Source organism: Bacillus sp. 01N45 (genome assembly GCF_056399205.1).
In genome coordinates this window covers 91,690-107,649 of record NZ_JBFTQW010000010.1, presented here as the reverse complement: position 1 = coordinate 107,649, position 15,960 = coordinate 91,690, and the positions used below count along the sequence as shown (strand labels likewise).

Here is a 15,960-nt window from a genome sequence, read left to right as displayed (position 1 = left end):
TTGTATGCCACGCGGGCATACAACCTTTTATTTCGTATATCGATAGACAATTGCCTCATATGGTCTTAAGTTAAGTTTTGTAATATCCTTGCTGAAATCTTTATAATTCGACAGTAGTACTTCTTGCTTCATCCCATCTAATTGAACATGAGCTGGTACAGAGTACGTTATTTCTTCTCCATAGAAGTTATTAATAACAAGTAGCACTTCACTCTCTGTAGTACGAGTATATGCCCAAATCTTAGCATGATTTTCATCTAAAATAGCATATTCTCCTTCTGTAATTACATCATACGTTTTTCTAAGTTCTATTAACTTTTTATAATGATAAAATACAGACTCTTTATCTTCTAATGCTTTTTCTACATTAATCTCTTTATAATTCTCAGCAACTGAAATCCAAGGTGTACTTGTTGTAAAACCACTGTTCACCTTTTCATTCCACTGCATCGGAGTACGAGAGTTGTCACGAGATTTTTGTTTTAAAATCCCGATAATCTCTTCTTTTGATAATCCTTCTTCTAGCTTTATATCGTGTATATTTAACGATTCCACATCGCGATATTGCTCGATGGACTCGAATTTAGGATTCGTCATACCGATTTCTTCGCCTTGATAAATGTAAGGTGTTCCTTGCAACATATGCATAGCTGTCGCTAACATTTTCGCAGATTCATTTCGGTACTTTCTATCATCACCGAAGCGTGACACAATACGAGGCTGGTCATGATTACACCAGAACAACGCATTCCATCCTCCGCCCTTTTGCATTTCAATTTGCCAATTAGACATAATCTCTTTTAATTTAATGAAATCAAAATCAGCTTGCGTCCACTTATCTCCATTCGGATAATCTACTTTTAAATGATGGAAACTAAACGTCATACTTAATTCATTACGCTCAGGGTTTGAATATTTAATACAATTATCAATTGTCGTAGATGACATTTCTCCAACTGTAATTACATCTTTCCCTTCAAAAACCTTTCGGTTCATCTCTTGTAAATATTCATGAACGCGCGGGCCATCTGTATAATATTTACGCCCATCGCTTGTCGCCGTACTTCCGTCATCATTTAAGAACTGTTGATCTTTTGAAATTAAATTAATAACATCTAATCGGAATCCAGTTACCCCTTTATCAAGCCAAAAACGCATCATATCATATACTTCTTCACGAAGTTTTTTATTTTCCCAATTTAAGTCAGCTTGTGTCTCATCAAATAGATGTAAAAAATATTGCTCTGTCTTCTCATCATATTTCCAAGCAGACCCACCAAACTTAGATTGCCAATTATTTTTTTCATCACGCCAAATATAGTAATTACGATATGGACTATTTTTATCTTCCTTTGCTTCCTTAAACCACTTATGCTCCGTAGAACTATGATTTACAACAATGTCGAGCATAATTTCAATGTTACGTGCCTTTGCTTCTTCTAAAAGCTCTTCAAACTCTTCCATCGTTCCGTAAGATGGATCAATACTGTAGTAATCACTTACATCGTATCCATTATCATTTTGTGGTGATTGGTATATCGGTGTTAACCAAATATAATCTACTCCGAGTTCTTTTAAATAATCTAGTTTCTCTGTAACTCCTTTTATATCACCGGTTTCTTTATTGTAATAGCTATTAAAGCTCTTCGGATAAATTTGATAAACTACACTTTTATGCCAATCCTTCATGTTTAACTTCCTCCTACTTCTGTTTTACTCGTTTTGCAAATAACCATGTTAACGTAAATGGGATTACAATCGCGATAATCATTCCTACAATAAACATTGGAATCGATTTCGGAATGATAGAAATAAATGCTGGTAATCCGCCAATTCCAATAGCAGGTGCTAATACACCATTTAACGTAATAAATATAGCTGCAATAGCCGATCCTATAATCGCTGCATAGAACGGGAATTTATTTCGTAAGTTTACACCAAACATAGCTGGCTCTGTAATACCGAAATATGCTGAGATTGCTGATGTAGATGCCATGCTTTTATCATTTTGATTTTTAGAAATCCAGAACATCGCAAATGCCGCACTACCTTGCGCAATGTTAGAAAGAGCAATCATTGGCCAAATGAATGTACCACCGTGCTGTGCAATTAATTGTAAGTCGATAGCAATAAACATATGATGCATACCTGTAATTACAAGCGGTGCATATAATGCTCCAAACAATATTGCTCCAACTACTGGTACTGTTTCATATACACCTACTAACCCAGCTGTTAATAAATCTCCAATATGACGTGTAACTGGACCAATAATTCCTAATGCTAACACACCTGTTACGACAATCGTTGTAATTGGTACAACTAATAATTGAATTGCATTTGGTACATGTTTCTTTAAGAAGATTTCCACTTTACTTAATACAAATGCTGCTACTAAAACCGGTAAGATTTGACCTTGATACCCTACCTTTTCAATTTGAAATAATCCTAAAATATCGAAGTACTCAATCTTTTGTCCATCTAAACCAGTCGCTGCTTTTCCATAATCCCACGCGTTTAATAAGGCTGGATGCACAAGCATTAATCCCATAACAATCCCTAATATCGGACTACCACCAAAACGCTTCGTTGCTGACCAACCGACAAGCGCTGGTAAGAATACGAATGCTGTATTCGCCATCATATTAATTAAATCCCAAAGCCCACTTAAGTTTGGATACACATCTAATAAATTTTTACCTTCAAAAAATAAGTCCTTTGCCCCTAATAGATTGTTAATTCCCATTAGTAAACCAGCTGTTACGATGGCTGGTAATATCGGCATAAATACATCTGAAAATACCTTTACAAACTTTTGAGCTGGATTTAACTTTTGGTTTCCAGAATCTTTTACATCAGCTACTGTCGCTTCCTTCATACCTGCAAGCGTTATCAATTCGGCATAAACTCGATCAACATCTCCTGGACCGATTACAATTTGAAATACTCCAGCGTTATGAAACGCTCCCTTCACTAATGAAACAGACTGTAATTTATCGTTATCTATTTTACTTTCATCTTTTAAAGCGATACGGAGCCTCGTTACACAATGCGCAGCTTGTTCAATATTGTCTTTTCCACCAATATACTGCAACACTTCCTCTGCTGTTTGACGATAGTCTTTCCCCATATTCCCGTCCCTCTTTTCTTTTTTTGATACCGTTTACAATTACATATTAACTCGTATATATAAGTTAGTCAACACTCGTATATACGAGTTTGTGATTTTTTTATAAAAAAAGAGATGAAACGTTATTTCGTTCCATCTCCTTATTTTCTCCGCGCCACATCCGAAAAATGAAAAATATCTAAACGATGGCGTGATTCTGTATATTCGAACTGACTTCCATCATAAAAATGCGTAAAGTTTTTCACAACGACAACATAGTCTGTTCCATTTAAATCTAAATACTCTCTATCGTCCTCTGTACATGGCTGCACTTCAATTACCCTCTGTGAGTAACTAATATGAAGACCTAATTCTTTCTCGATGTATTTATAAATGGATTCCGCTGCAATTTCACTCGTTAATCCAGGAATATATTCCGATACAAAATGATTAATATCCAAAATTACTTTTTCTCCATCAATATTTCGTACTCGTTTAATATGATCTATTTCTGTTTTCTCTTTCACATTTAATAGCTTTGCAACTTCTTTTGTCGCTTTTACTTTCTCCATTTCCACGACTTCTGTAATACAATGGCGTCCTAAACGTTCATTTTCTTCTTGGAAACTTACAATACCACCAAAGTTGAATTCAATGTTTTTTCGCTTTAAAACAAAAACACCTTTTCCATGTATTTTTTGAACATATCCACGCTCTTGTAATAAATCTACAGCTTTTCTTACCGTACCGCGGCTTGCTTCATACTGCTTCATTAATTCAGTTTCGGATGGGATTTTGCATCCCTCTTTTAATCGCTTATTATCAATAGACTTACTGATTTCTGTATAAATTTGTTCATACTTACTCATCATCTACAATAGCCCCTTGTCACCTTCTAATTCTATATGTATTATACCATGCTACACTCTTCTGCCAATCTCTCACTTATTTTCCAGTATAGGAAAAATACAGGTAAATATTTAATCTCTAAAACGTATTTTTATAAAAATTTTTATATTTTTCTTTTCATTCAAAAAAACATGTAGTATACTAACTTCAAAATCAGAGGAGAAAGGGAGCAAAGAACTATGCTTACTTATACAACAATTGTAGTTACATTTGCACAAAAACATCATCATCATACGTAACCCTTGAAACCTAGCGGAAAAATTACGCGTAGGTACAAGGGTTATTCCCGTTGTACCTACGTTAGGCGAAGAGCCATGTAGGTATTTTTTATCTACATGGCTCTTTTTTTATTGCCAAAAAGCTAGTAAAAAATGATGTTTAAGCAAAACTTACTACAAAGGAGTTAACAAAAATGGAAACGAAAAAATGGGGATTATGGATTTTAACAGCTTTTGTAATCGGAAATATGGTTGGCGGTGGCGTATTTATGCTCCCAGCAAATTTAGCACACGTATCAGGTCCAATGGGTTCTACACTCGCATGGAGTATTACAGGCCTTGGCGTATTTATGATTGCACTCGTATTTGGAAATTTAGCAATCCGAAAACCAGAATTAAAAGCTGGACCACAAAGTTATGCTCAAGCGATGTTCCCTTCAAAAAAAGCGGGTAAAGTTGCAGGATATAGTATGGCATGGGGCTATTGGGCTGCGAACTGGGCTGCAACCGCATCTGTTATTATTTCCTTTGCTGGATATTTATCAACATTCTTTCCAGTGTTACAAAGTAAGCAAATTCTTTTTTCAACGAACGGATTTTCACTAGAACTCGGAAAAGGACTAACTTTCCTCGTATGTAGCCTTATGTTATGGGGAATTCAATATATTCTTTCTCAAAATATTGACCGAGCTGGAAATATGAATCTTCTTGCTACCATTGCAAAAATTATTGGATTTACAATGTTTATTGTAATCACATTATTCATTTTCAATGCCTCTAATTTCGGAGACGGTCAAACATTTATGAATGAAACAGGGCAATCAATTTCGTTAGGTGGACAAATCAATTCAGCTGCTATCGCAACACTTTGGGCATTTATCGGTATTGAATCTGCTGTAATGCTTTCTAACCGTGCAAAATCTCAGCGCGATGTAAAAAAAGCTACCATTTTCGGGTTGATTATCGCTCTTCTTATTTACATGTCAATTACTTTACTTACAATGGGAGCTCTCTCGCAAGATGCTTTAAAAGAATCTCAAAAACCATTGGTAGACGCATTAAATTTAGCAATTGGCAATAAAGGTGCCTATATCATGGCTTTACTTGCACTTGTATCTTTATTTGGATCTACAGTTGGCTGGATCGTTGTTAGTTCAGAAGTACCTTACCAGGCAGCCAAGAATGGACTTTTCCCTAAGTTTTTCGCGAAAACAAATAAAAAAGGTAGTCCTTCAAAATCATTATTTATTACAAATGTGATGACGCAAATTTTCTTATTCTCAACGATTTCTGGTACCGTATCAGAAGCTTATAATTTCGCTATCGTTGTAGCAACATTAGCTTATTTAATTCCATACCTTGTTTCTACGCTGTACCAATTCAAATTGGTTATTACAGGAGAAACGTATGATATAATGCCTGGCTCTCGAATAAAGGATGGGATCATTACCACATTAGCATTTGTATACTCTATTTGGGTTATCAAAACCGGAACTGCTGATTTAAAAACGTTCTTCTTAGGAATTGGATTGTTCGTATTAGGTCTTATTCTTTATCCAGTACTCATGAAAAACTCACAAAAAACGAATTAAAAAAAGAGAAGCTACCAGCTTCTCTTTTTTATTAAAAATCTGTAATTAACTTTTCTTTTAACTCTCCTACAGATAAAGGTTTCGCATAATAAAATCCTTGGACGTAATCACAGCCCATAGATTGTAATAAACTTTCTTGCTCTACTGTTTCTACTCCTTCAGCAACTACTGCTAAATTTAAGCTATGGGCAATTTCAATAACAGATTTTACAATCGTTCGCTCTGGCTGTGCGTGATCATAATGAAATTCACGAATAAAGTTACGATCAATTTTCACTATATCCAGTGGCAGTTGCTTTAAATAATATAAGGAAGAATAACCTGTTCCAAAGTCATCTAAAGCAATTAAAATACCCATATTTCTTAATTCTTGTAATGTAGCAATAATATAATCAAAATGGCGAACAGCGATACTTTCCGTTACTTCCAAAATTAAACGATTCGGTGGAAAGCCAGTTCTCCTTAAAATGCTACGTACAGATATAATAAAACGCTTTTGCATTAATTGTTGTATGGATAAATTAACAGATAACTTTAGTCCTTCTTCGTAATCTGGCAATGTTTTAAACAAGCGACATGACTTTTCTAATACCCAGTCTCCTAATTTTATAATAAGTCCAGATTCTTCAGCTACTGGAATAAATTCGCCTGGCGAAATAGGCCCTTCTTCTGTCGAACAACGTGCTAAAGCCTCAATACCGGTATATTTCTTCGTTTTCAAATCAATAATAGGCTGCAGTACCACATCTAATTCTTCATCACGGATTGCCTTTTGCAAAGCGAATTCAATTTTCATTCTACGATTTATTTTCGCACGTAACTCATCTGTAAAGAAACACGCGGCATTTCTGCCTTGTTCTTTCGCACTATACATGGCTAAATCCGAATTTTTCAATAGAGTTTCTACATCTTGCCCGTCTTGCGGATATGCGCACAGTCCTAGACTAGCTGAAATGTATACTTCATGACCTTCAAGCATAAATGGGGCCTGAAAACATGACAACACAGATGTTGCTAACTGCCTCATTTCATCTTGTTTATGATTTTTTGTTAACAGCACAAATTCGTCGCCACCCAGCCTAGCCAGAACGTCTTTCTCTCCTAGCACATAATGCAACCGTGAAGCAACTTCGCTTAAAAGTAAATCCCCTATCATATGACCTAGCGTATCGTTTACTAATTTAAAACGATCCAAATCAAAGTAAATCATACCAAATTCTTTTTTTCCTGCAATCATCTCGTTTACAGTCGTTATTAGCTGCAATCGGTTCGGTAAACTCGTTAAAGCATCATGATACGCAAGCTCCCTATAACGACTTTCACTTAACCGCAACCTCTGTTCTGCTTCTTTCCTACTACTAATATCATTTCGGATCGCGATAAATTGATACGGCTCTCCTTTTTCATTTAAAAACGGAACAATTGTTGTTTTAACCCAATAATACGTCCCATCTTTTGCTTGATTTCGAATCTCACCTCTCCATACTTTTCCGTTCAAAATACGCTTCCATAGAATTTGAAAAAATGTTTTCGGGTGATACCCTGAATTTAAAATACGATGATCTTTTCCTATTAACTCTTCTCGTGTATATTTGGAGATTTCACAAAACTTATCATTTACATATGTAATAAGACCATTTCGGTCTGTAATCGCAACAATTGAAGACTCATCTAATGCTAACTTTAAATCTCGCAATGAAGAGTCATATAATGCATGACCTCTTTGTTCTAGCATGCGCATCTCTCCTTGCTTCCTATCTGACTAAAACACAACTTGTTTCTCTTCATAGAAATAGAGATATTTCATTTCTTAATAATAGCTATTTGCATTCATCACATTTTGAAATATGCCGATTAAAATAACATAATATTATTTGTAATAAAAAGCAATATAATACCGTTTCAATTATAAATAGTAGTTTCTTATCGCTATAATTAGCTTACTTTATTATAATTCATTCTCTTACATTCCTTTATAGCTAGCTCTATACAATGCCTATTCCCTATTAATCCCGCTCATATCTAACCTCTTTACTTTACTAGCGAAATAGAATTTCGAGCACACTATACAACTATTCACGGATAATAATATAAAAGTTAAAATTAGTATATATGTTTTTGAATTACAATAACAAAATATTAACATATTTTCACCTTTATTTTGGAAATATTTTATAAATACTTTATTAAACTAAAAAAAGAGGAAAGCCTCTTTTTTAGTTTAATAAGGATATGGTAATTGCTGATACCCCGGATATGGAGTTGGATATGGTGCTGGGTATGGCGCTGGATAAGTTACTGGGTACGGTGCTGGATAGTAGTCTCCACTTGCTGCACCCGTTAATGCGCCAGCTGTAAGTCCACCTAACACGCCTCCAGCAAAACTTCCTGGGAAAAATCCGCCGCCCCATGAGCCGCCCCCCCAGCCCCATCCGCCTCCGTGATGGTGGTGATGATCATAGTGATTGTGCCCTCCATGATGGTGATGTCCGCCGTTATGGTTGTGCCCTCCATGAGGATGATGATTACGATAATACAATCCGTTATTTTCTATATAATTCATGTTTCCCCTCTCCTTTTCCATTTTCTCATCTTAATAGGTATTGTATGGATAGTACGGACCTTGTTAGTAACCTATATAATTAAGAAGAATCCGCGTAATAAAGATAACTATATCCTGGTCTTCATCATGCACCTGCTACAAATCCATGATATGGTTATCCCCTTTCCTATATAAAGGGCAAGGGTTTTGTCCCTCCTACACTGTTTATTAACCAGCAAATAGCTGGATAATAACGTCACAATATAATGTATGTAGGACAAATGCGGAAAGCATGGAGAAAATGTCTATATTTTGTAAAAAAAACAAAACACTTTATAATAAGAATGTCGGATTATACCTTTTTATATAAGAGGTCTATACTTAAGAAAGATTAGAGGAATTTTATAGAAATGAAGAAGCCTATCGTTCAATTACTATCAATATTTGTAATTATATCTATCGTTCTTTTCCTATTAAATACATCATTTATTTCGTTATATACATTTGTCGGCGCTCTCTGGTCCATCACAATCATAGGAATTTCATTCGTTATTTTCATCGAAAATAGGTCTCCTCAAAGCACCTTAGCGTGGTTTTTAGTATTAGCACTTCTTCCCGTTATAGGGGTGCTTTTATACTCTATTTTCGGTCGTAGCCGTTGGAGAAGAAAAAAACATCTCCATCGTTCAGAAGAACAAAGAAAATTATTCCGTGAAATATTAGAAGGAAGACGACTAGAATTAGCACTCACAGTCCCCTTACATGAACGTTCTGTACATTTAACAGAAGTCGTACAAAAATTTGGAGGCGGGCCTGCCGCAGATAGAACGACGACAAAACTTTTAACAAATGGAGATCAAACATTCTCAGAAATTTTGCAAGCTATCGAGCAAGCAAAACATCACATACATATTCAATACTATATTTATAAATCTGATGAGATTGGTACGAAAGTTCGAGATGCTTTAATAAAAAAAGCAAAATCTGGTGTTATTGTACGCTTTCTTTATGATGGACTCGGAAGTAACACTTTAAGAAGACGCTTTTTAAAACCTATGAAAGAAGCTGGGATCGAAATTGTAGAATTTGACCCTATTTTTTCAGCTTGGTTACTTGAAACAGTCAATTATCGTAACCACCGTAAAATCGTTATTGTAGATGGAGAAATCGGTTTTACTGGTGGACTCAACGTCGGTGATGAATATCTTGGTCGTTCAAAAAAATTCCCCATTTGGCGTGATAGCCATTTAAAAATAGAAGGGAAAGCGTTATATAAATTACAAGCAATCTTTCTAGAGGATTGGCTCTATGCATCTAGTGGGTTGAATACTTATTCTTGGGATCAATTTATGAATAGACAATACTTCCCAGGTAAAGAAATTTCAAATGCAGAAGGTGCTGTGCAAATTGTAGCGAGCGGACCAAGCTCAGATGATAAAAGCATTCGCAATACATTATTAGCTGTTATGGGATCTGCAAAAAAATCGATTTGGATCGCTACACCTTACTTTATTCCAGATCAAGAAACTTTAACATTATTACGTTTAAGTGCAATATCTGGCATAGATGTACGCATTTTATATCCTGGTAAAAGTGATAGTATTATTAGTGATCAAGCATCTCAGTCCTACTTCACTCCGCTTTTAAAAGCTGGTGCTTCCATTTATAGTTATAAAGATGGTTTTATGCATGCAAAAATTGTACTCGTTGATGATAAGATCGCGACAATTGGAACGGCAAATATGGACGTACGCAGCTTTGAATTAAATTATGAACTTATTAGCGTACTATATGAATCAGAAACCGTTCATGATATTAAACATGATTTTGAAGACGACTTTAAGCATTCCACTGAAATTAAATGGAACGCATTCCAAAAAAGAAGTATCAAAAAACGAATATTAGAGTCTTTCATGCGACTCATTTCTCCTTTACTGTAAGCAATCAATGTAACATTGATTGCTTTTTCTTTTCCATTTCCCCTCTCTCCTTTTCTTTGCATACCATATTAAAACAAGTTATCATAAGATGTATTACTTTATGAAAATAATGTTAGGTGGGAAATACATGTTAGAACAATTTCATATACATGCTGATTTAAAACAACAGCTCTCAACCATTCACGAAAAAAATAAACAAGAAGCTGGTGAAAATGCACATTTAATTGGAAAGAAAATATATAAAGCATCTGATAACAGCATTATTGAAGATGCTATTACAGCGCTTCTTCTTGGCAAAAACATTCTATTAAAAGGGCCGACTGGTAGTGGTAAAACAGTACTAGCTGAAACTCTTTCTTCTTTATTCCAAAAACCAATGCATAGCATTAACTGTTCTGTTGACCTAGATGTAGAAGGTATTTTAGGATACAACACACTACAAACGAAAGATGGCGCATCTGAAGTTACATTCGTTAACGGCCCTCTTATGAAAGCAATGAAGAACGGTCATTTCCTATATATTGATGAAATCAATATGGCAAAACCTGAAACGTTACCACTTCTTCACGGTGCATTAGATTACCGTAAAATGATTACAAATCCATTTACACAAGAGGTTGTATATGGCGATGACGAGTATCGTGTAATTGCAGCAATTAATGAAGGTTACGTTGGAACAAGTGAACTAAACGAAGCATTAAAAAACCGTTTCGTTATTATTGAAGTTCCATACATTCAAGGTGATACATTAAAAGAACTATTACTATCTGAATCAAAATTAAATGATGTTGCAACAATTGAAAAGTTCGTTGCATTTGCAAGCGACCTTATGCCTTTAGCTCGTGACGGACGTGTAAGTGAAGAAGCAGCAAGTATTCGTGGCATTATCGACGCATGTGATTTAGGTGTATATATTCCTGTTATGCGTGCAATTGAACGTAGTATTATCGCAAAATTAAACGATGAAACAGAACAAATGACTGTCCGTGAATTAGCAGAAAGTTATTTCTTTGAGGGATAATTCATGAGACAAATTTTTAGTGACAAAAAAATTGATGCGTCGCTGTTTCTACAAATGGAAAACTTAATGTATGCTCTTCTAAAAGAAGACGATGCCTACCTTGAGTATGGCTATAAAGCATACTACGACGAAATTGAAAAAAAGGTTGTCATTAGTCACTTTTGGGATGATCGAAAAGAAGAGGATACAGTAATCGGATTAAAAAGCGAAGTGTTTTTAAAAGCACTTGGTAATAAACATTACTCGGACATGACTTTAATTCGTTCTTATGCGATTGAATTACAAGAATCACCCTTAAAAAAGTTTTTAACACAATTATTTGTTCTATTAGAAGATTTACGTGTTGAGGAAATCGTAAAAAACTTACGCCCTGGCACAAAGCATGTTTTTAAAAGAAGAAAAGAAATGTATCGCAATTACTTTGGTTCACAAAATGAAATCAATCGTGTTCGTAACTATCACGGTGATCGTCTATTTTGTCTCTGCTATCTTTCATTAACGAGCGATAAATATGAAATGTTTAATAATGAATATTTCGAGCAAATTGAAGCAATTTTGCATGAAACATTCCAAGCTCGTAATACAGAAGACATTATGTATATCGTTGAAAAAATTCGCTATCGCTTAGAGGAACTTCTTGAAAGTGATATGCTTAATAATTATTTCGGACATGCTCCACTTTATTTATCTGTCATTGCAGACGAAAAGAACTGTCGCGTCGAAGATTTAGCAAATGATGATACGCAGCTCATAGATGACGATGAAAATAAAAACAAAATGGATGAAAGTTTCTCCACATGGCATCGTGAAAATAAAAATAACGAAAACGAGAACTTTTTACGCTTTGAATTAGAAAGCGGAACAAAAACAAACATGATGGGCGATACTGCTCGTGAATCAGAAGATGGCGACCAAGCACTTGGTTCTGTGCAAGGTACTTCTCAAAAAAGTACACAATCCAACTTTGATGGCACTGATACAGAAGAAGCAAGAGCTTCACACGCTTCTAGCCAAAACGAGGGTGCATACGGTAAGTATAACGTTGGTGCTTCTCATATATTTAAAGAAGCTCGCAAATCAAATCCTGATGAAAAAAAGGATTACCAAGCTATCAAATCAGTCGTTAATAAAGATGTAAAAGAATTAAAGAAAATTATCGAAAAAACGATTGAAAATAAAACGAATGCAAATAGTGATAAATATTACGGAAGACTTCGTAAGAAATTCCTTCGTATTTATACTGAAAAGCAGCCGCGCATGTTTTATAAAAAAGGACAAGAATCACAAGAACTTGACGTTGCATTCCAATTACTAGTGGACTGCTCTGGTTCTATGTATAACAAGATGGAAGAAACGAAAAAGAGTGTGGTCCTATTCCATGAAGCGTTGAAATCTTTAAAAATCCCGCACGCTATTAGCGGATTTTGGGAAGATGCTTCTAGTGCTAAGCCTGAGGATAAGCCGAACGTTATCCATGAAGTTGTTACGTATAAAAACTCAACGTTACCAAACGTCGGTCCAGAAATTATGCAACTTCGCGAAGAAGAAGATAACCGCGACGGGTATATTATTCGTATCGTTTCCGAAAAGCTTGCGAAAAGACCAGAAAAACATAAATTCTTACTTGTCTTTACAGACGGTGAGCCTTCTGCGCTAGACTATCAACAAGACGGTATTTTAGATACGCATGAAGCTGTCAAACTTGCTCGTAAAAGTGGTATGGAAGTAATCGGAATCTTCATCGAAGAAGGCGAAGCGAAAGAAGCCACTTATCAATTAATGAAGAACATTTATAACCATCACTTCTTAGTTGCAAATCACGCTGAAGATTTACGTCTGAAGATTAAACCACTATTGAAAAAGTTACTACTGAAGACGATTGAATAGAAAAACAGGAGCGTTTTCGCTCCTGTTTTTTTCTTTCAATCACTTTGTTTCTGGTTGAAACTTGTATGGAATGGCTACTTCTAATAATGCCTCGAATCCTCCATCGTAGAATGGAAATCGTTCATTTGCGATCGTTCGATCCACCCACTCTATTGCAGAAATTTCTTCTTCATCTTCCGCAATCAGTTCACCCTTTACTACATTTGCTCGGAATGTAAATAGTATCGCATGATTCCCTGATGCTTCAAAGAATTTTTCATTGATCGCAACAAGTCCACCTGCCACGGCAGTTAAACCTGTCTCTTCTTTCACTTCTCTTATTAGTGCTTCCTCTAATATTTCACCTTTTTCCACAGCCCCACCCGGCAGTGACCAAACGTTTTGTTCTATATTATGTACCATTAATATTTTATCTGTTTCTTCATCATGTATTAGTGCATATACAACGTCAACTCTTTGCATAAGACTTCTCTCCCTCAAAAAATAAAGAAGAGCCAATTCCTAAGAATCGACCCTTCCTATTAATTCATCACTAACTCAGCTGTGAACTTTTTTTTTAACTTAGCCAACATGTCCGTTGTCATTTTGTCTAAATCGTATTCTGCTTTAAAGCCCCACTCGTTCATTGCTGCTGTTGCGTCAATAGAGTTCGGCCAGCTATCAGCGATTGTTTGACGAGCAGGATCTACAGCGTAATCCATTGTAAACGTCGGGATGTGTTTACGAATGGATGCTGCGATTTGCTCTGGCTCAAAGCTCATTGCTGTAATATTGAACGCGTTTCTATGCACAAGTTTACTTGGATCAGCTTCCATTAATGAAATGATCGCTTGTAAAGCATCTGGCATATACATCATATCCATGTATGTTCCTTCTGCAATGTATGAGGTGTATGTGCCTTTTTTAATCGCCTCATAATAAATTTCAACTGCATAGTCAGTTGTTCCGCCTCCTGGAGGAGCTACGTAAGAAATTAAACCTGGGAAACGTACACCGCGCGTATCAACGCCAAACTTTTGATGATAATAATCACATAGTAATTCTCCTGCTACTTTGTTTACCCCATACATCGTAGTAGGACGCTGAATTGTATCTTGTGGCGTATTATCTTTCGGTGTTGATGGACCGAATGCACCGATAGAACTTGGCGTGAAAAACTTACAGTTTAATTCACGAGCTGCTTCTAATGCATTTACAAGTCCACCCATATTTAAATTCCAAGCAAATAACGGATTTTTTTCTGCTGTTGCTGAAAGTAAAGCTGCTAAATGAATAATTGTATCTACTTCATTACGCTTTGCGATATCATGTAGTTTTTGTCCATCTGTTACATCTAACGTTTCAAATGGACCAGACGTTACTACTTCACTATCTGTTTCACGAATATCTGTTGCAATAACATTTGATGCACCGTATACATCACGAAGTTTCATTACTAATTCAGAACCAATTTGCCCTAAAGAACCGGTTACTAGAATTTTTTTCATTTTCCCCACTCCTCATTTGCAAGCTATTCAAAAGATGTCGTTACTTAAATGATGCCCATTTCTTTTCCTACTTTTTCATACTTACGAATTGCTTCATCTAACATTTCTTTCGTATGAGCTGCTGTAGGCATATTACGAACGCGTCCTGTTCCTTTAGCTACAGTTGGGAACACGATAGATTTTGCATATACGCCTTCTTCATTTAGACGTTTACTAAATTCTTGTGTTAATACTTCGTCACCAATAATACAAGGTGTAATTGGCGTTTCACTTTCTCCAATGTTAAAGCCAAGTTCTTTTAACCCTTGTTTTAAATAGCGGCCATTTTCCCAGAGACGATCATGTAACTCTGTGCTTTCCATTAAAATTTCAATTGATCGCATACATGCAGCTGCATCAGCTGGTGTTAATGCTGTGGAGAATAAGAATGGACGTGAACGAACTTTTAACCAGTCAATTAAGTTTTGTTTCCCTGCTACATATCCACCAATTACCCCAATTGCTTTTGATAATGTACCAATTTGGAAATCAACTTTATCAGATAGACCGAAATGCTTTACAGTTCCTGCACCTTTTCCAAGTACACCTGAACCGTGTGCATCGTCTACATATGTCATTAAATCTAATTCTTCTGCAATCTCAACAATCTCTGGTAATTTTGCAACATCTCCATCCATTGAGAAGACACCGTCTGTAATTACCATTAATTTATTGTAAAGACCTGATTCTTTCGCTGCGATTGCTTTTTGGCGTAAATCTTCCATATCAGAATGTTTATAAACGATGATTTTCGCTCTTGATAAACGACTACCATCAATAATAGAAGCATGGTTTAATTCGTCTGAAAGAATCGCATCATTTTTATCCATAACGGCTGAAATCGCTGCCATATTACAGTTAAATCCTGATTGGTAAGCAATTGCTGCTTCTGTATGTTTAAACTTTGCAATTGTCTCTTCTAATTTAATATGCAAATCTAAAGTACCGTTAATTGTACGAACAGCTCCTGCTCCAACGCCGTACTTATGAATTGCACCAATTGCTGCTTCTTGCAAACGGCTATCTGTTGCTAATCCAAGATAGTTGTTTGAAGATAAGTTAATATATTCTTTTCCGCCAATTGTAATGATCGGTCCATTTGAACTCTCAAGCGGATCAATTACGTTATAAAGCCCCTTTGATTTTAAATCCTCTAAATTTTCTTCTAAAAATTTCGCAAGTGTTTTACTAGACATTGTGAAGCCTCCCATCGTTC

At 35.7% G+C, this 15,960-nt stretch carries 12 protein-coding genes; 4 read left to right on the top strand and 8 right to left on the bottom strand.

Going from position 1 to position 15,960, the window contains the following annotated elements:
• Positions 1-27 precede the first annotated feature (27 nt).
• The 3 genes from treC to treR form a co-directional block, all read right to left on the bottom strand.
• Positions 28-1,689 carry an alpha,alpha-phosphotrehalase gene (treC, locus tag AC1DMU_RS21615; protein ID WP_088061845.1) on the bottom strand — a complete coding sequence of 554 codons (1,662 nt, stop codon included), beginning with the start codon at positions 1,687-1,689 and terminating at the stop codon, positions 28-30.
• Between the two features lie 13 nt (positions 1,690-1,702).
• Positions 1,703-3,130, bottom strand: coding sequence for a PTS system trehalose-specific EIIBC component (gene treP, locus AC1DMU_RS21610; protein WP_476941563.1), 1,428 nt, complete (start codon positions 3,128-3,130; stop codon positions 1,703-1,705).
• A gap of 140 nt (positions 3,131-3,270) precedes the next feature.
• Positions 3,271-3,981 (bottom strand): trehalose operon repressor, encoded by a 711-nt coding sequence (treR, locus tag AC1DMU_RS21605; RefSeq protein ID WP_088061842.1) that lies wholly within the window; start codon positions 3,979-3,981, stop codon positions 3,271-3,273.
• A 449-nt stretch (positions 3,982-4,430) separates the two neighbouring features.
• Between treR and AC1DMU_RS21600 the strand changes: the two genes are divergently transcribed.
• Complete coding sequence (locus tag AC1DMU_RS21600) at positions 4,431-5,828, top strand: amino acid permease (RefSeq protein ID WP_088061841.1); 1,398 nt, start codon at positions 4,431-4,433, stop codon at positions 5,826-5,828.
• A gap of 31 nt (positions 5,829-5,859) precedes the next feature.
• Here AC1DMU_RS21600 and AC1DMU_RS21595 read toward each other — a convergent pair whose 3' ends face one another.
• Positions 5,860-7,563, bottom strand: a complete 1,704-nt coding sequence (locus AC1DMU_RS21595; protein ID WP_087983374.1) for a putative bifunctional diguanylate cyclase/phosphodiesterase — start codon at positions 7,561-7,563, stop codon at positions 5,860-5,862.
• Between the two features lie 486 nt (positions 7,564-8,049).
• Positions 8,050-8,391 (bottom strand): cobalt transporter, encoded by a 342-nt coding sequence (locus AC1DMU_RS21590; RefSeq protein WP_088061839.1) that lies wholly within the window; start codon positions 8,389-8,391, stop codon positions 8,050-8,052.
• A 389-nt stretch (positions 8,392-8,780) separates the two neighbouring features.
• Between AC1DMU_RS21590 and AC1DMU_RS21585 the strand changes: the two genes are divergently transcribed.
• From AC1DMU_RS21585 to AC1DMU_RS21575, 3 genes are all read left to right on the top strand, one after another.
• Positions 8,781-10,310, top strand: a complete 1,530-nt coding sequence (locus tag AC1DMU_RS21585) for a cardiolipin synthase (protein ID WP_060487013.1) — start codon at positions 8,781-8,783, stop codon at positions 10,308-10,310.
• A gap of 127 nt (positions 10,311-10,437) precedes the next feature.
• Positions 10,438-11,331: an ATP-binding protein gene (locus AC1DMU_RS21580; RefSeq protein ID WP_000892965.1), complete on the top strand. Its 894-nt coding sequence runs from the start codon at positions 10,438-10,440 to the stop codon at positions 11,329-11,331.
• Between the two features lie 3 nt (positions 11,332-11,334).
• Positions 11,335-13,218 (top strand): vWA domain-containing protein, encoded by a 1,884-nt coding sequence (locus AC1DMU_RS21575; protein ID WP_088061837.1) that lies wholly within the window; start codon positions 11,335-11,337, stop codon positions 13,216-13,218.
• A gap of 39 nt (positions 13,219-13,257) precedes the next feature.
• On the opposite strand, the gene AC1DMU_RS21570 is transcribed toward AC1DMU_RS21575, so the two are convergent.
• The 3 genes from AC1DMU_RS21570 to AC1DMU_RS21560 are packed head-to-tail and all read right to left on the bottom strand — an operon-like array spanning position 13,258 to position 15,940.
• Positions 13,258-13,680 (bottom strand): NUDIX hydrolase, encoded by a 423-nt coding sequence (locus AC1DMU_RS21570; RefSeq protein ID WP_088061835.1) that lies wholly within the window; start codon positions 13,678-13,680, stop codon positions 13,258-13,260.
• A gap of 59 nt (positions 13,681-13,739) precedes the next feature.
• Positions 13,740-14,705: an L-threonine 3-dehydrogenase gene (locus tag AC1DMU_RS21565; RefSeq protein WP_000723143.1), complete on the bottom strand. Its 966-nt coding sequence runs from the start codon at positions 14,703-14,705 to the stop codon at positions 13,740-13,742.
• 44 nt (positions 14,706-14,749) lie between these two features.
• Positions 14,750-15,940, bottom strand: coding sequence for a glycine C-acetyltransferase (locus AC1DMU_RS21560; RefSeq protein WP_000095914.1), 1,191 nt, complete (start codon positions 15,938-15,940; stop codon positions 14,750-14,752).
• Between the last annotated feature and the right edge of the window lie 20 nt (positions 15,941-15,960).